Origin of the sequence: Mycobacterium sp. pR1184, from assembly GCF_041287235.1 — a bacterium.
In the GTDB taxonomy this organism is placed as follows: Bacteria; Actinomycetota; Actinomycetes; order Mycobacteriales; family Mycobacteriaceae; genus Mycobacterium.
Genome location: NZ_JBGGKR010000014.1, coordinates 1 through 17,068 on the forward strand (window position 1 = coordinate 1; position 17,068 = coordinate 17,068).

Below are 17,068 nucleotides of genomic sequence, written 5' to 3' on the forward strand. Positions count from 1 at the left end.
CTACGCCCCGCCTTGGGCGCCGGCGCCGCGGGGGCGTCGGTGCGCGCAGCGGGCGGAGCCGCCGCGGCGGGCTTGGCCGCAGGGGGGGCAGCCGCTGTATCAGCGGGCTGCGCGGGCGCGGCGGTCGCCTCGCCGTTGCCGGAGGGCTTCTGAATCGCCCTGTCCAGTGCCCTGTCGAGCGAGCGGTCCGGGCTCTTCGGGGCGCTCTTGGCGCCGCCCGCCGCGGGCTTGCTGCCGCCGAAGGACTCCCGCAGCCGGCGAGCAACCGGCGCTTCTACGGTCGACGATGCGGATTTGACGAATTCGCCCTGTTCATTCAGCCGGGCGAGAACTTGCTTGCTGGTGACACCGAGTTCCTTGGCCAACTCGTGTACGCGGGCCTTACCTGCCACTACATCTCCTGTCTAAGAGGCGACAGTCGTGGGCCGCGCCTCGGGTTTAGCTATGACGCATGGTCATCGGGACTTCACGGTGTGCTCATGTTCTTCGCTACCTGTTCTGTTGCCGGGCGAGTCGAGCACTTCCAAGTGCTCGGCCAGCGCGGTTGTGTCCGGTGGACGGTCGATGCGCAGCGCTTTGGTGAAAGCCCGCCGCCGGATCGCTTCGTGTACGCACCGCGGCACGGGATGCAGCCACGCACCCCGCCCCGGTAGGCGAGTCGCCGTGTCAACGATTACGGCGTGTTCGCCGTTCCCGGTTGGCACAGCCACCACTCGGAGCAATTCGACGGCCAACTCTCGCTTCCGGCACCCGACACACGTTCGCACGGGTCCGCCCGTGTGCGTGCGCGCCGAGGCCGAAGGCTCGCGCTGGATCACGGCTCAGTCTAGCGTCACGGAACCGATGGTCAGAACCACCCGCGAACTAGAAGGGCGGCGGTTCGCCGGGATCGGGGCGCGCGGCGGCACGGGCTTTCATGCGGGCTTCGCGGTGTTGTCGGCGTTCGGCAGCGATGCGCAGGGCGCGTTCGTCGGCACGGGTGCGGCGACGTCTGGGCATCATCGCGGTACGCCCCGAGCAGGGGTCGGCGGGCGCGAGGTCGGCCTCGGACGCGGCCATGCCGCCCACAGCGCGGCACACGCCGGGGAACAGCAGCGCGCTGCCGGGGGTGGTGACGTAGGTCTGCCCGGACGGGGACGTCAGGATCACAGTGCCGTCGGATAACTGTTGGTCGGTCCAGCCCCAGAAGGTTTTCACCAGGTGGTGGGTGCGGCAGTAGCACTTGAGATTGGCGGCATGCGTCTTGCCGCCGTCTGCGAAGGGGACGGTGTGGTCGAGATCGCAGCGCAGCGCGGGGTGATCGCAGCCGGGCCAACGACACGTCAGGTCGCGGGCCCGCACGAATGCGGCCAGCGCCGCGGACGGCACATAACCGGGTTCCGGCGGGGCATCTCCGGGGTGTAGCAGCGGCACGAGCTTGGCGGTTTGGGCGAGTTCGATGAGTAGCTCGGGGTCGATCAACCCGTCAGCGTCGAGCTCGGACGCGGACGCGGTGCCGGTGCCGGTGCCGTCGACAGTGACCAGTTCGGCGATCACATGGATGGTCACCGGCGAGGCCGGTTTGCGCGCACCCGCGGCGCAATCCGCCCGCCGGCAGCGGCACCCGAGGCGGTCGGCGCCGGCTGCCAGTGCACCCAGCGCGTCGGCGCGGCGCTGAATGGTGGTGCGTGGATCGTGCGGACACACGGTGCCCGCCAGCGCGGTCAGCCGGGCGTCCAGGGCGTGAGCATCCGGGGACAACAGGCTGCCCTGGATCTGGGCGATGCCGTCGATGTCCCCGCCGATCCACACCTCACGATCGCTGCGCATCTTTTTGCGTCGGCGCACCGCGTCGACATCGACCCGCACCACGATCGCGTCGACCTTGGCCGCGAGCCGTCCCCGCGTCATCGAGGGCCAGCGCGTCACATTGGCGGCGATCCGCCCATCCACGACGGCCAGAATGTCGGGATCCTGGATCAGATCGGTGCGGGACACGATGGTGCGGAAGGCCTCCACGTCGATGTCGCCAAGCTGGAACACCTGCCCCACCTTCGGCAGGCGTTCGCGCAGTGCGCGGGCGTCCTGCACTCGGCCTCGCGCCCGAGGCTGACTGATCCTCAATGCCGCGGCGACCTCGGCGGCCACCGCGTCCACCGCGTCAACCACCCAGTCCTGGGCCTGCGCAGAGCGCGAATACCGGTGGGCGAACAACTCCCCGATCGCCACCAATTGCGCGGCGGCGGCCCGATTCGCCAGCCGTGCAGCAGCGCAGATGCGGCCCGTCCATTCCGCCGACTCCGTCGTACCCGCCAATGTCTCGAGCCCTGTCCGGGCCTGACCAGCCCACTCGTCGAAGCGCGCCGCGGACGATTCCTCGAACATACGTTCGATTATGCCACGCCGGTCCGACACCTTCGGTCGTCGGCGAGACGTGAACTAGTGGTCGTGAGCCATCGGGGTGCGGGTGCCGTGTTCCGATTGGTCCTCCGACTGCCCGGCCGCGGGCGAATCGCCGCGAATGTCGATGCGCCACCCGGTGAGCCGGGCGGCCAGCCGCGCGTTCTGCCCTTCCTTGCCGATGGCCAGGGACAACTGGAAGTCGGGCACCACCACGCGGGCGGCACGGGCGGTCTGGTCGATCACCGACACCGACACGACCTTCGCCGGCGACAGCGCGTTGGCGACGAATCGGGCCGGGTCCTCGTCGTAGTCGATGATGTCGATCTTCTCGCCGGACAGCTCGCTCATCACGTTGCGGACCCGCTGCCCCATCGGACCGATGCAGGCACCCTTGGCGTTCAGGCCGGGCACCCGGGACGCGACCGCGATCTTGGAGCGGTGGCCGGCCTCGCGCGCGACGGCGACAATCTCCACCGAGCCGTCGGCGATCTCGGGGACCTCCAGCGAGAACAACTTGCGGACCAGATTGGGGTGGGTGCGCGACAACGTGATCACCGGCTCACGCGAACCCCGCGTCACGCCGACCACGTAGCAGCGCACCCGGTTGCCGTGCTCGTAGCTCTCACCGGGGACCTGTTCGGCCGCCGGGATGACGCCCTCGGAGGCCTTGGTTTCGCTGCCCATCCGCACGACGACCAAGCCGCGGGCGTTCGCGCGGCTGTCACGCTGAATCACGCCGGCGACGATTTCGCCCTCGCGGGTGGAGAACTCGCCGTAGGTGCGCTCGTTCTCGGCGTCGCGGAAGCGCTGCAGCATCACCTGGCGCGCGGTGGTCGCCGCGATGCGCCCGAAACCCTCGGGGGTGTCATCCCATTCGCTGATGACGTTGCCGTCCTCGTCGACCTCGCGGGCCATCACCTTCACCACGCCGGTCTTGCGGTCGATCTCGATCCGCGCGTCGTTCTGGTGGCCCTGGGTGTGCCGGTAGGCGGTCAGCAACGCCGACTTGATCGTCTCGAGCAGCTCATTGACCGAGATCCCCCGGTCTACTTCGATCGCGTGCAACGCGGCCATGTCTATATTCATCAGCGCCGCTCCTTCTCATCGCTACGTCCCCCTCGCCGCTTCGCGGCTGGGGGTACCCCCACTGCATCGTCGCCGGCGCGGTTCATGTTCCGGCCTCCGTCCTGCGAGACTCACCCGCACCCGCCAATTCCAGCTCGGCTGCCGATGGCGATGAAAACTCAACCTGGACAACAGCTTTCACGATCTCGGCGAGCGGGATCTCGCGCACCGCCCAGCCGCGGCCGTCGCGGACCACCAGCGCCACCGCGTCGGCACCGGTCTGTCCCACCCGGCCGGTCAATTGTGATCCGTCCGCCAGCGCCACCTCGACCTTGCGGCCACGCGCGCGACGGAAGTGCTTCTCGTTGGTGAGCGGACGCTCGACGCCGGGCGAGGAGACCTCGAGCACGTAGCTGCCGCCGATGCTGTCCAGCCCGTCCAGCAAAGCCGATGCCGACCGTGACAGGGTCGCGACGGTGTCCAAGTCCAGAGCGGTATCGCCGTCGGCAATCACCGTGATGCGGGGCGGACGCACCCGGGCATCGATGACCACGTCTTCGATTTCATAGCCGGCGCGCGCGAACTCTCCACCGAGTAGCTCGATCACCTGCGTCTGCGACGGTAGCCCGGTGGTCACGGCGAGCTCCTCATCTTGAGTTGTCCGGTCATCTGGCTGATGTCGCCGCCCACACATCTTCGGACGGCTTCCGGCGTCCCGGTGGAACCGCTTCGTGTTCCGCGAGAACCGGGTACCAACGATACGCCAGGAATCGCGTATGACGAGGTGATCGCGTAGGTCGAGGTCCACCGCGGCATGCCCGGCCGCCGCCCAATGGCAGGATGTTGGGCGTGCCTAGCGCTCTACCCGTCACCAGCCGGCGGGGTGTGCTCGCCGGGGGTGCCGCGCTTGCTGCGCTCGGGGTGGTCGTCTCCGCCTGCGGTGAGTCCCCGCCGAAACCCCCAGCGGTCGAACAACTATTGGGTCCGTTAGACCAGGCCAGACACGACAGCGCGCTCGCCGGCGCCGCCGCTGCGGCCGTCGGCGTCGCGCCGCAGATCGCGGCCGCGTTGTCGGTGGTGGCCAACCAGCGCGCCGCACACGCTCGCGCACTGTCCACGGAGATCGCCCGGGCAGCCGGCAAGCTCAGCGCCTCTACGAGCGAAACCACCAGCGCCGGTCCCAGCCCGGCCGCGCCGGCGGGGCCACCGCCGCCGCCGCCCCCGGTGTCGGACGTGATCAACGCGCTGAAGACCTCGGCCGACAACGCCGCCCGCCTGGTGTCGGCCGAGTCGGGCTACCGGGCCGGGCTGCTGGCGTCGATCGCCGCGTCATGCACGGCGTCCTACCTGGTGGCGCTGGTGCCCGGGGGGCCGTCGATATGACCTCCGGCAAAGACGCCGACAACCAGGCGCTCTGCGACGCGCTGGCCGTCGAGCACTCGACGATCTACGGCTACGGCATCGTGTCCGCGCTGTCGCCGCCCAGCGTCAACAACCTGGTCGTGGAGGCGTTGCTGCAGCACCGCCAGCGCCGCGACGACGTGATCGCCATGCTGGCCGCCCGCAAGGTCACCCCGCCACCGGCCGCCGCCGGTTATCAGCTGCCCCTGCTGGTGGGCAGTCCGGCCGACGCGGCTCGCCTGGCGGTGCGGATGGAGAATGACGGCGCGACGGCGTGGCGCGCGGTCACCGAGCACGCCGAGACCGCCGACGACCGCGCCTTCGCCTCGACGGCCCTGACCCAGAGCGCGGTGCTGAGCGCGCGCTGGAGCCGCATCCTGGGCGCCTGGCCGATCACGTCCAGCTTCCCGGGCGGCAACGAGTAAGGCCCGCTTAACCGGTTACCGCGTTCACAATCTCGGTGGCCAGCGAGACGCCGGCCGCCAGTTCGCGCGCCTGCCCGCCGAAGCGGTCGCGAAGCTCCACGACGCCATTGGCCCAACCCCGGCCGACCACCACGATCCAGGGCATCCCGAGCAGCTCGGCGTCCTTGAACTTGACCCCGGGCGAGGCGGTGCGGTCGTCCAGCAACACCTCGAGGCCCAGCCGGCTCAGGTCGGCGGCCAGCGTCGTGGCCCCTTCGCGGGCCTGCGCGTCCTTGTTGGCGATCACCAGGTGCACGTCGAACGGCGCGATCGACGCCGGCCAGCGCAGGCCCAGCTCGTCGTGCTGTTGCTCGGCGACGACGGCGACCAGACGCGACACCCCGATGCCGTAGGAGCCCATCGTCAGTCGCACCGGCTTGCCGTCCTCGCCGAGCACGTCGGCGACGAACGCGTCGGTGTACTTGCGGCCCAGCTGGAAGATGTGCCCGATCTCGATGCCGCGCGCCATGGTCAGCGGGCCGGCCCCGTCGGGAGACGGGTCACCTTCGCGCACTTCAGCGGCCTCGATGGTGCCGTCGGCAGTGAAGTCACGGCCGGCCACCAGTCCGACCACATGGCGCCCCGGCTCGTCGGCCCCGGTGATCCAGCTGGTGCCGTCTACCACCCGGGGGTCGACAAGATAGCGAACCTCGTTGTCTCGCAACGCCTTCGGACCGATATAGCCCTTCACCAGAAACGGGTACTTGGCGAAATCGGAGTCGCCGAGCAATTCGTACTCCGCGGGCTCCAGCGCGGCGCCCAGCCGTTTGTCGTCGACCTCCCGGTCTCCGGGCACCCCGATGGCCAGCAGCTCCCACTCCCCGCCGGGCTGACGGACCTTGACCAGCACGTTCTTCAGCGTGTCGGCCGCGGTGACGGTGCGGCCCAGACCGGCGCCATTGGCCCACTCGACCAGCGTGGCGATGGTCGGGGTATCGCCGGTGTCGTGCACTTGCGCCGGGGGCTGACCGTCCACCGGCAGCGCCTCGGGACGGGCGGTGAGCACCGCTTCGACGTTGGCCGCATACCCCGACTCCACGCACCGGACGAAGGTGTCCTCACCGATCGGGCTCTCGGCCAGGAACTCCTCCGACGCGCTGCCGCCCATCGCGCCCGACACCGCCGACACGATCACGTAGCGAACCTGCAACCGGTCGAAGATGCGCTGGTAGGCCTCCCGGTGCGCGTGGTAGGCCGCCTTGAGCCCGGCGGCGTCGATGTCGAAGGAGTAGGAGTCCTTCATCACGAATTCCCGGGCCCGCAGGATGCCGGCCCGCGGCCGCGCCTCGTCGCGATACTTGATTTGAATCTGGTACAGCGTCAGCGGGAAATCCTTATAGGAGCTGTACTCCCCTTTGACGGCCAGGGTGAAGAACTCTTCGTGCGTGGGCGCGAGCATGTAGTCGTTCCCGCGACGGTCCTGCACCCGGAACACCCCGTCGCCGTACTCGGTCCAGCGATTCGTCGTCTCATACGGCCCGCGCGGCAGCAGCCCGGGGAACAGGATCTCCTGTCCGCCGATCGCGTTCATCTCCTCGCGGACAACGCGTTCGATGTTGCGCAGCACCCTTAGTCCCAGCGGCAGCCAGCTGTACAAGCCGGGGGCGACCTGCCGGATGTATCCGGCGCGCACCAGCAGCTTGTGGCTGGGCACTTCGGCGTCGGCGGGATCGTCGCGCAGGGTGCGCAGGAACAGCTCGGACATCCGGGTGATCACAGCGGGCCAGCCTAGCGTGTCGGATGTACGTCGAACGTCACGCTGGTGCAGCGCTCACACGCCGATGCCACGCTGGCGTGACGCTCACCGGACAGGCGAGTTACAGCTCGCCGGCGTCGATGGCTTCCTTGACCTCTTGCGCATGCGCGACCTGCTCCGGGGTGTACCCGATGAACAGGGCGGCAAGGCCGACGATGACGGCCGTACCCGCCACCCACAGCAGCCCGTAGGTGTAGCCGTGGTCAAGCGCCCGCAATTGCGCGTCGTTCATCACCTTCACCGGACCGGTGGTGCCGCCCAGGTACAGCGTGCGCGAGGTGATGACGGCCTGGATGACGGCCAGCACCAGCGGCCCGCCCAGGCTTTGCAGCATCAGCGTCATCGCCGACACCGGGCCGATCTGGTCGAAACCGACGCCCGCGATCGCGGCCAGCGTCAGCGGCACGACGACCATGCCGATGCCGATTCCGCCGACAACGATCGGCAGCACCAGGTTCGGGAAGTAGGGCACGCCGCGGTGCATGAAGGCCCAGCCGTAGATCATCGCCAGCAGCAGCAGCCAGCCACCGCCGATGGTCAGCACTCGCGGCGAGAACCGCGACACCAGTTGCGAGGAGATACCCAGACCGATGCCCATCGCGATGACGAACGGGATGAATCCGACGCCGGCACGCAGCGCGCTGTAGCCCAGGATGTCCTGAACGTAGAGGCCGATGCAGACGGTGAGGCTGAACATCACGCCACCGGCCAGCAGGATCGCGGTGAACGTGACCAGCCGGTTGCGGTCGCGGAACAAACCGAACGGCACCACGGGGTTCTCGGCGGTGCGCTCGACGATGGCGAACGCGATGGCGGCGGCCACGGCGACCGCACCCGAACCGAGGGTGATCGCCGATATCCAGCCTTTTTCCGGGCCCATTGAGAAGGCGAACACCGCCGCGGTGCAGGCCAGGGTGGCCAGCATGGCCCCGGTGGCATCGAGCTTCATCCGCTCTCGGTTGGTTTCGCGCAGCGCGGTGCGGGCCAGGTAGATCATCACCAGCCCGATCGGCACGTTGACCAGGAACGCGAGCCGCCACGACCACTCGGTCAGCGCCCCGCCGACGACCAGGCCCATCACCGAGCCGATCGCAGTCATCGCGGCGAACACCGCGGTGGCCGCGTTGCGCGCCGGGCCCTTGGCAAACGTCGTCGCTACCAGAGCCAGACCGGTCGGCGACGCGATGGCCGACCCGACACCCTGCAGCAGCCGGGCGATGACCAGCGTCACCTCGTCCCAGGCCACCGCGCACAGGATCGAGGAGATGGTGAACAGCGTGACGCCGACGATGAAGGTGCGTTTGCGGCCGATGGTGTCACCGAGACGCCCGCCGAGCAGCATCAGGCCGCCGAAGGTGAGCACATAGGCGGTGATCACCCAGCTACGGCCGGCGTCGGACAGGCTCAGCTCGTTCTGAATCTTAGGAAGCGCGACGATCGCGACGGTGCTGTCCATCGTTGCCAGCAACTGCATGCCACCGATGGCGATCACGGCCGCGATGAAGCGGCGAGAAGGCAGCCAGGTCGGGTAATACCTGCTAGTGCGCGTGGTGGCGGACCCGGACGGGGTTTCCGACGGGCGCTCGGCGCGCTCGGGTGCCGGACGATCGGGGCGCAGAGCGGACCAATTTCGGGCCGCGCGCTCAGTGTCGTTGAGGGCCGTCATAACGGGTTACCTTACAGTAATCTTAAGAATCGTTTAAACCCCGAATGCTGCCACGGGCCCGATCACGATGATCGCGGGAGGTCTGATCCCCTCCGCCCGGACCTTTTGCGGCGTGTCGGCAAGAGTTGCCCGCAACGTGTGCTGCGCCGGCGTCGTTCCGTGCTGAACCACCAGGACCGGCGTATCCGCAGGTCGACCGCCTTCCAGCAGCGCGTTGACAAAGAGTTCGATGCGTTCGACGGCCATCAGCAAAACGATCGTGCCGGACAAGGCTGCCAGCGCATTCCAATTCACTAACGATTCGGGATGCCCGGGCGCCAGATGGCCGCTGACCACCACGAACTCGTGATTCACCGCTCGATGAGTGACGGGGACACCCGCCAGCGCGGGCACCGCTATGGCACTTGTCACACCGGGCACCACGGTGACCGGAACGCCGGCGTCGGCGCACGCGATCACTTCCTCGTAGCCGCGGGCGAACACGAACGGGTCACCGCCCTTGAGGCGGACGACGAAGTGCCCGGCGCGGGCCCGCTCGATCATCACGTCGTTGATCGCGTCCTGGGCCATGGCCCGCCCGTACGGGATCTTGGCGGCATCGATGACTTCGACGTGCGGTGCCAGCTCGGCGAGTAATTCGGGCGGGGCCAGGCGATCGGCCACCACGACGTCGGCCTGGGCGAGCAGCCGGCGCCCACGGACCGTGATCAGCTCGGGGTCGCCGGGGCCACCCCCGATCAGCGCCACGCCGCCGCGCACCACGTCGGAGCTTTCCGACGCGATCAGGCCCTGTTGCAGCGCCTCGCGGATGGCCGAACGGATCGCCGCCGACCGGCGATGCTCGCCACCGGCCAGCACTCCCACCGACAGGCCGGCGTACTCGAACGAGGCCGGGGTCACCGCGGTGCCCGCGATGGCGATGTCGGCGCGCACGCAGAAGATCCGCCGGCTGTCGGCGTCGGCGACGACGGCCTCGTTGACCGCGGGGTCGTTGGTGGCCGCGATTGCGTACCAGGCGCCGTCGAGGTCACCGTCGCGGTATTCGCGCAGCGTCAGGGTGATTCCGCTCATCGCCTCGACGGCGGGGGTGGCGGTCCGGCTGATCACGTGGACGTCGGCGCCGCTGGAGATCAGCAGGGGTAGCCGGCGCTGGGCAACCGTGCCTCCGCCGACCATGACGACCTTCTTGCCGGCCAGCCGCAGTCCGACGAGGTAGGGGCTCTCGGTCACCCGGCAAGCCTAGTGAAGACGATCGGTGCGGCCGTCACGACGGGCGCGGCGCGTGCCCGCATGGCCTTGCAGAGCGCGAATCTGACGCCACTGCGATTTTCCGCTCGTTTTTTCGCAGTGGGGTTAGGTTCGCGGCGCGCCAGCGGCGCGCGCGACGAAACGTGCGACCGCGTCGGGCACCGCGGCCGGGTGGGTGTGCAGATACGACGCGTGCACCCCGGCGTGCACCACACCGTCGCGTGTCGGCGCCGCGTCGCCGGCCCTGTAGACCCAGGCCGGCTGATAGCTCTCGGAAAAGGTGATCGCGGTCCGGTGGAATTCGTGTCCGACCACGCGGGCCCCGGCCGCATACAGCGCCGAATCGGCCACCGCGACCGCGTCGCGATACGCCAGCTTCAACTGCGGCGTGAACCGGGCCGCCCCGCGCAGCACCCCGCACATCGGGTACCCGTCGAGCTCGGAAGCCAGGTAGATCAGGCCCGCGCATTCCGCGTGCACCGGGGCTCCGGCGGCGGCCAACTCGCGGATTTGTTGTCGCACAACATCATTGGCGGACAGATCGGCTGTGAACTGTTCGGGGAAGCCGCCAGGCAGCAACACGGCGCCGGTGCCGTCGGGCAGCGTATCGACCAGCGGGTCGAACTCGACCACGTCGGCACCGGCGGCACTCAACAGCTCGGCGTGTTCGGCGTAGCCGAAGCTGAATGCCTTCCCGGCGGCCATTGCGACCGTCGCGCGGCGCGGCGCCGTCTCCCCCACCGCTGCAACGGGATCCCACGGTGTGCCGGTGGTGCGGCTTGCCGCGACCGCCAGCACCGCGGCCAGGTCGACGTGCCGCGCGATCAGGTCCGTCATCGCCTCGACGGCGAGCCGGGCCCGCCGCCCGTATTCGACCGCGGTAACCAGGCCCAAATACCTTGTCGGCAGCTCCAATTCGGTGGTACGCGGAATGGCACCCAACACCGGGATGCCGGTGTGCTCGCAGGCCTGTCGCAACACCTGCTCGTGCCGGGGCGATCCCACCCGGTTGAGGATCACGCCGGCGATCCGGGTTGTGGTATCGAACGTCGAAAAGCCATGCAGCAGTGCGGCAATGCTGTGGCTCTGGCCGCGCGCGTCGACGACCAGGATCACCGGGGCACCGACCAGCGCGGCGACGTGCGCCGTGGAGCCCGGCGGCGGGGACGACACGAGATCTTCCCGGGGCCCGATCCGCCCGTCGAACAGCCCCATCACGCCCTCGATCACCGCGATGTCGGCGCCGGCGGCGCCGTGTGCGTAGAGCGGGCCGATCAGCGGTTCGCCCACCATCACCGGATCGAGGTTGCGTCCGGGCCGGCCGGCCGCCAGGCCGTGGTAGCCGGGGTCGATGAAGTCGGGCCCCACCTTGAAGGGCGCGACCGTGTGCCCGGCCCGGCACAGGGCCCCGATCAAACCCGTTGCGATCGTGGTCTTTCCGCTGCCGGAGGCGGGCGCGGCGACGACGATCGCGGGGGCGTTCACCACTCGATGCCCTTCTGGCCCTTGCGGCCGGCATCCATCGGATGCTTGACCTTGGTCATCTCGGTGACCAGGTCGGCGACCTCGACCAGGCGCGGCGGAGCGGCGCGTCCGGTGATCACCACGTGCTGATGGCCGGGCCTGGCCACCAACACGTCCACCACCTCGTCGACGTCGACCCAGCCCCACTTCAGCGGGTAGGTGAACTCGTCGAGCACATAGAAGTCGTGACGCTGCTCGGCCAGCCGGCGCGAGATCTCCGCCCAGCCGTCGGCAGCCGCGGCCGCGTGGTCGTCCTCGCTGCCGGATTTACGCGTCCAGGACCAGCCGCTGCCCATCTTGTGCCATTCCACCGCAGCACCGACGCCGTGCTCGTCGTGCAATTGGCCCAGCCGCCGAAAGACGGCCTCCTCCCCCACTTTCCACTTCGCGCTTTTGACGAACTGAAACACCGCGACGTCGAGGCCGACATTCCACGCGCGCAACGCCATCCCGAACGCCGCGGTCGACTTGCCCTTGCCGTCACCGGTGTGCACCGCCAGCACCGGCAGGTTGCGCCGGGCCCGGGTGCTCAGTCCGTCATCCGGGACCTGCAGTGGGATTCCCTGTGGCATGGTCAGGCCGCGCCGCGGACGGCTCGCGTCAGATGGTCGGCGTGCAGTTGCTCGAGCCGGACGGTCGGTGCACCGAGTTGGCGGGCCAGCTGCTGAGCCAATCCCAGTCGCACATAGGACGTTTCACAGTCCACGACCACTGCCGCGCAACCCTCGGCCAGCAGTCTCGACGCCGCGATTCGACTGCGGCCCAACGGGTCCAGGCCCGCGGTTGCCCTGCCGTCGGTCAGCACCACCACCAGCGGACGCCGCGCGCGATCGCGGGCCCGCTCCCGCACGACCAGCCCACGTGCGGCCAGCAGACCCTCGGCCAGCGGGGTCTTGCCGCCGGTGTCGAATCGGGCCAGCCGCCGGCCGGCGATGTGGGCCGATGAGGTCGGCGGCAGCAACAACCGTGCTTCCTGCTGGCGGAAGGTGATCACCGCGACCTTGTCGCGCCGTTGATAGGCGTCGCGCAACAGCGAGAGGGCGGCACCGCTGACGGCGGCCATCCGGTCCCGGGCGGCCATCGACCCGGACGCGTCGACGACGAAGATCACCAGGTTGCCTTCGCGCCCCTCCCGGACGGCGCGGCGGATGTCGTCGGGCCGCGGGCGCAGCGGTCCCGCGCCGGCTTGCTCGGCGGCCGACAGCAGGGTGGCGAACAGGTGCAGACCATGGGCGCCCGCGTCGTTGGCGCCGGCAGCCGCCACGACGCTGCCCGAGGAATTGCGGGCCCGCGAACGCCGGCCGGGCGCGCCTTCGCCGACGCCGGGAACCGTCAACGCCCGGGCGCGAAACGTCTTCGACGGCGGGGCGCTGGGTCGTGTCTGGGGCGTCTGGGGTTTCGCGTTTGAAGACGACTCTTGTTGTGCGGCTGAGTCATCGGCGGACTGGCCGCCGCCGGGCGGATCGGGATCGGGCTCCGGCTGGTCACCGGCTTGCCGCAGCGCCTCGTCCAGCTGCTCGCGATCGATACCCGGGTCGTCGAACGGGTCGCGGCGACGCCGGTGCGGCAGTGCCAGTTCCGCAGCCACCCTGATGTCCTGCTCGGCCACGGTTGTCGCGCCGCGCCAGGCCGCGTGCGCAACGGCGGTACGGGCCACCACCAAATCGGCCCTCATCCCGTCGACGTCGAACGCCGCACACAGCGCCGCGATGCGACGTAATTCGTTGTCCGGCAACACCACATCGTCGACCAGTGCGCGGGCCGCGGCGATCCGCCGGGCCAGCTCGGCGTCGTCGGCCGCGTAGCGGGTGGCGAACCCGTCCGGGTCGGCCTCGTAGGCCATCCGCTGCCGGATCACCTCGGCGCGCACCTCGACGTCACGCGAGGCGTGCACCTCGACGGTCAGCCCGAATCGGTCGAGCAGCTGCGGGCGCAGCTCGCCTTCCTCCGGGTTCATCGTGCCGATCAACACGAAACGCGCCTCGTGCGAATGCGAGATGCCGTCGCGTTCGATGTGCACCCGGCCCATGGCGGCGGCGTCGAGCAGCACGTCGACCAGATGATCGTGCAGCAGGTTGACCTCGTCGACGTACAACACGCCGCCGTGGGCACGCGCGAGCAACCCGGGCGAGAAAGCATGCTCACCGTCGCGCAGCACCCGCTGCAGATCCAGCGACCCGATCACCCGGTCTTCGGTTGCGCCGAGCGGCATTTCGACCAGGCCGGACCCGGCGCCGTTAGTTCCGGTCGCCGCGGACAACAGCGCGGCAAGCCCGCGCACGGCCGTCGATTTGGCGGTGCCCTTCTCGCCGCGAATCAGCGCGCCACCGATTTCCGGGCGCACCGCACACAGCAGAAGTGCCAGCCGCAACTGGTCGTGGCCGACGATCGCGCTGAACGGATACGGCTTCACGGCATCGCCGTCTGCCCGGAACCGGGACGCAGCATGGGGACGTGTGGCACGCCGTCGTCGATGAAATCATCGCCGTCGCGCACAAAACCATGGTGGGCGTACATCTCGGCGAGATAGGTCTGCGCGTTGATCCGGCACGGGTAGTTGCCGACCTCGGCCAGCGCGGCCCGCAGCAGCCGGGTGGTGTGGCCCTGTCCCCGCACACTGCGTTTGGTGCACAGCCGCCCGATCCGGAACACCTTCTCCCCACCGGCGTGTTCCTCCATCAGCCGCAGCGTGCTGATCACCTCGCCGTCAGTCGTCTCCAGCCAGAAATGCCGGGTCTCGGCGAGCAAGTCGCGCCCGTCCAGTTCCGGATACGGGATGGCCTGTTCCACGACGAACACCTCTACCCGTAGCTTGAGCAGCTCGTAAAGAGTTTGCGCGTCAAGGTCTTTGGCCCAGATGCGGCGTAGCGCTTCTGTCATCGGCGCCGCTCCTCCTCATCAGTTCGGTTAGCTAGCCGGCGCGGTTCATGAGCCGTTCAACTGTAATACGTTGGCGCTCCACGTTCTCACCTCGTCGTAGAGCGCCGGTTCCTCGGACAGCCGGGTCCCTAGCGAGGGCACCATCTCTTTGAGCCTGGGCAACCAGGTCTGGTAGCGGTTGGCGAAACAGCTCGCCAGCACATCGAGCATGATCGGCACGGCCGTCGAGGCGCCGGGCGAGCCGCCGAGCAGACCCGCGATGCTGCCGTCCGACGATCCCACCACGGTGGTGCCGAACTCGAGCGCCCCGCCTTTGCCCGCGGCCCGCCGGATCACCTGGACACGCTGACCGGCCACCGTCAGTTGCCAATCCGAATCCCGCGCGCCAGGCGCGAATTCGCGCAGCACATCCATCCGTTCGCGTTCGGTGAGCCGCAGTTGGCGGACCAGGTAATTGACCAGCGTCAGCTCGGTGATGCCGACTCCCAGCATCGACAGCACGTTGTCCCGCCGGACCGACCGGGGCAAATCGCTGACGTGACCATGCTTCAAGAACTTGGGCGACCAGCCGGCATACGGCCCGAAGACCAGCCACGACTTGCCGTTGACGAACCGAAGGTCCAGATGCAGCGCCCCGAGCGGCGGGGCGCCGGGGGCGGGAACGCCGTAGACCTTGGCCCGGTGCGCGGCGGTCAGCGCCGGGTTGTCGGTGCGCAGGAACCGGCCGCCGATCGGGAAGCCGGCGAAGCCTTTGACCTCAGCGATGCCGGACTTCTGTAACAGCGGCAGTGCGTCACCACCGCCGCCGACGAACACGAATTTCGCGTCCAGCTTGCGCGTTTCACCGGTCCGCCGGTTGACGATCCGCAGCGTCCAGCCGTCCGCATGACGGGTCAGGTTGCGCACCTCGTGGCCGAACAGCGCCGTGGCACCGTGGCGCACGCAATAGCCGATGAGCTGCTTGGTCAGCGCGCCGAAGTCGACGTCGGTGCCGTCGGCGGCCCAATTGAGCGCAGTCGGCTCGGAGAAGTCACGTCCGTCGGCCATGAACGGCAGCCGGCGGGTGAACTCGTCCGGATCCTCGACCAATTCCGTCCCGGCGAACAGCGGGTTCGCCGCCAGCGCCCGCTGACGACGCCGCAGATAGTCGACGTGCTGCGCCCCGTGCACGAAGCTGACATGCGGCACGGCGTTGACGAAGCGCCGATCGGTAAGGATGCCGTTCTCGACGGCATAAGCCCAGAACTGCCGCGTCACCTGGAATTGCTCGTTGATCGAGACGGCTTTGGTGATGTCGATCGACCCCTGGGCACCCGGGCGCTCGGGTGTGTAGTTCATTTCACACAGCCCGGCGTGCCCGGTGCCGGCGTTGTTCCACGGGCTGCTGCTCTCGGCGGCGACCGCATCGAGCCGCTCGACCACCGTGATCGACCAGTCCGGCTCCAGCCGCCGCAGCAGTACGGCCAGGGTGGCGCTCATGATCCCGGCGCCGACCAGCACGACGTCGGTGCGCGCCGTTGTGTCTGACACCGAAACGCTGGCCCTTTCTCGGTCTTTGCCAAGTCCATTTCTAGCCGGTCATCCAGGCTATCCCGGCCGGCGCGGCCGCACCGACCGGAACCGGCCGCGACCAGCAAAAGCATTCGCCACGCTAAGCTGGCCTGGTGACTGGCTGGGTGCCCGATGTCCTGCCTGGCTATTGGCGGTACACCATCGAATTGGGACCCGATCCCGCCGGCGAGGGCGACATCGTCGCAACGTTGATTCGGCGCGGTGACGGCGGCGGTGACGGGCACGCGGTTCTGACCGTGCACGGTTACACCGACTATTTCTTCAATACCGCGCTGGCCGATCACTTCGCCGGCCGTGGCTTCACCTTCTACGCACTGGACCTGCAGAAGTGCGGACGGTCGCGGCGCGACGGCCAGACCCCACACTTCATCACCGATCTCGCGCATTACGACACCGAACTGGAACGCGCCCTGAGCGTCATCGGCGAGCAGGCCCCCGACGTCCGGGTCCTGATGTACGGCCACTCGGCCGGCGGCCTGATCGTGCCGCTGTGGCTGGACCGGTTGCGCCGCCGAAACGCCAAGGCGCACGCCGGCATCGGCGGCTTGGTGCTCAACAGTCCCTTCCTGGATCTGCACGGCCCGGCGGTGCTGCGCCTGGGCATGACGTCGGCGATGATCGCCGGCCTGTCGCGCGTGCGTTCCAGGGTCGTGTTGCGCGGCACCAGCAAGGGCGGTTACGGCACCACACTGCACCGCGACTACGACGGCGAGTTCGACTACAACCTGGAGTGGAAACCGTTGGGCGGCTTCCCCATTACCGCGGGATGGCTGCACGCCGTGCGCCGCGGCCAGGCCCGCCTGCACCGAGGCCTCGACGTGGGAGTGCCGAACCTGATCCTGCGCTCCGACCACAGCGTGCCCGAATCCGCGGACGCGATGTCGATGCAACGCGGCGACGCTGTCCTCGACGTCACCCAGATCGCGCGGTGGGCGGGCTGCGTCGGGCACCGTAGCAACGTCGTTCCGGTGGCCGACGCCAAACACGACGTGTTCCTGTCCCTGGAGGGTCCGCGCTCGGCCGCCTACCGGGAACTGGATCTGTGGCTGGACGGCTACCTGCGCACCACCAACACCGACACCTCGGCATCGTTCGGAAAGGGGTGAGGCG

16 protein-coding genes are annotated in these 17,068 nt (G+C 69.0%); 3 read left to right on the forward strand and 13 right to left on the reverse strand.

Translation table 11 applies throughout. The features are described from left to right. From ACAG21_RS22060 to rimP, 5 genes are all read right to left on the reverse strand, one after another. The coding region (locus tag ACAG21_RS22060; RefSeq protein WP_370498407.1) for a translation initiation factor IF-2 N-terminal domain-containing protein at positions 1-392 on the reverse strand (392 nt) is incomplete at its 3' end. A gap of 63 nt (positions 393-455) precedes the next feature. After that, the gene (locus ACAG21_RS22065) at positions 456-818 is read right to left on the reverse strand and encodes a YlxR family protein (protein ID WP_370498408.1); all 363 of its coding nucleotides are present in this window, start codon (positions 816-818) and stop codon (positions 456-458) included. 46 nt (positions 819-864) lie between these two features. Next, on the reverse strand, positions 865-2,364 hold the full coding sequence (locus tag ACAG21_RS22070) for a DUF222 domain-containing protein (RefSeq protein WP_370498409.1): 1,500 nt from the start codon (positions 2,362-2,364) through the stop codon (positions 865-867). Positions 2,365-2,418: 54 nt separating this feature from the next. Continuing rightward, positions 2,419-3,468 carry a transcription termination factor NusA gene (nusA, locus tag ACAG21_RS22075; protein ID WP_370498410.1) on the reverse strand — a complete coding sequence of 350 codons (1,050 nt, stop codon included), beginning with the start codon at positions 3,466-3,468 and terminating at the stop codon, positions 2,419-2,421. 82 nt (positions 3,469-3,550) lie between these two features. Next, entirely contained in the window at positions 3,551-4,084 is a 534-nt protein-coding gene (gene rimP, locus ACAG21_RS22080) for a ribosome maturation factor RimP (RefSeq protein ID WP_370498411.1), read from the reverse strand. 203 nt (positions 4,085-4,287) lie between these two features. Between rimP and ACAG21_RS22085 the strand changes: the two genes are divergently transcribed. After that, on the forward strand, positions 4,288-4,830 hold the full coding sequence (locus ACAG21_RS22085) for a hypothetical protein (protein ID WP_370498412.1): 543 nt from the start codon (positions 4,288-4,290) through the stop codon (positions 4,828-4,830). After that, positions 4,827-5,273, forward strand: a complete 447-nt coding sequence (locus tag ACAG21_RS22090) for a ferritin-like domain-containing protein (RefSeq protein ID WP_370498413.1) — start codon at positions 4,827-4,829, stop codon at positions 5,271-5,273. The genes ACAG21_RS22085 and ACAG21_RS22090 overlap by 4 nt, the downstream gene beginning before the upstream one ends. 7 nt (positions 5,274-5,280) lie before the next feature. On the opposite strand, the gene ACAG21_RS22095 is transcribed toward ACAG21_RS22090, so the two are convergent. From ACAG21_RS22095 to mqo, 8 genes are all read right to left on the reverse strand, one after another. After that, positions 5,281-7,029: a proline--tRNA ligase gene (locus tag ACAG21_RS22095; RefSeq protein WP_370498414.1), complete on the reverse strand. Its 1,749-nt coding sequence runs from the start codon at positions 7,027-7,029 to the stop codon at positions 5,281-5,283. A 100-nt stretch (positions 7,030-7,129) separates the two neighbouring features. Next, entirely contained in the window at positions 7,130-8,734 is a 1,605-nt protein-coding gene (locus tag ACAG21_RS22100; RefSeq protein WP_370498415.1) for an MFS transporter, read from the reverse strand. Between the two features lie 33 nt (positions 8,735-8,767). Further along, a complete protein-coding gene (gene cobA / locus ACAG21_RS22105) occupies positions 8,768-9,964 on the reverse strand; it encodes a uroporphyrinogen-III C-methyltransferase (protein WP_370498416.1) in 1,197 nt (398 codons plus the stop codon). Positions 9,965-10,087: 123 nt separating this feature from the next. Next, the gene (locus ACAG21_RS22110; RefSeq protein WP_370498545.1) at positions 10,088-11,467 is read right to left on the reverse strand and encodes a cobyrinate a,c-diamide synthase; all 1,380 of its coding nucleotides are present in this window, start codon (positions 11,465-11,467) and stop codon (positions 10,088-10,090) included. Further along, positions 11,464-12,078, reverse strand: a complete 615-nt coding sequence (cobO, locus tag ACAG21_RS22115) for a cob(I)yrinic acid a,c-diamide adenosyltransferase (RefSeq protein WP_370498417.1) — start codon at positions 12,076-12,078, stop codon at positions 11,464-11,466. Before cobO ends, ACAG21_RS22110 begins: the two co-directional genes overlap by 4 nt. A 2-nt stretch (positions 12,079-12,080) precedes the next feature. Then, complete coding sequence (locus tag ACAG21_RS22120; protein ID WP_370498418.1) at positions 12,081-13,919, reverse strand: magnesium chelatase subunit D family protein; 1,839 nt, start codon at positions 13,917-13,919, stop codon at positions 12,081-12,083. Further along, positions 13,916-14,386 (reverse strand): GNAT family N-acetyltransferase, encoded by a 471-nt coding sequence (locus ACAG21_RS22125; RefSeq protein WP_370498419.1) that lies wholly within the window; start codon positions 14,384-14,386, stop codon positions 13,916-13,918. The genes ACAG21_RS22120 and ACAG21_RS22125 overlap by 4 nt, the downstream gene beginning before the upstream one ends. A 45-nt stretch (positions 14,387-14,431) precedes the next feature. Then, positions 14,432-15,865, reverse strand: a complete 1,434-nt coding sequence (gene mqo, locus ACAG21_RS22130; RefSeq protein WP_370498546.1) for a malate dehydrogenase (quinone) — start codon at positions 15,863-15,865, stop codon at positions 14,432-14,434. A gap of 185 nt (positions 15,866-16,050) precedes the next feature. Between mqo and ACAG21_RS22135 the strand changes: the two genes are divergently transcribed. After that, the gene (locus ACAG21_RS22135; protein ID WP_370498420.1) at positions 16,051-17,064 is read left to right on the forward strand and encodes an alpha/beta hydrolase; all 1,014 of its coding nucleotides are present in this window, start codon (positions 16,051-16,053) and stop codon (positions 17,062-17,064) included. Positions 17,065-17,068 lie beyond the last annotated feature (4 nt).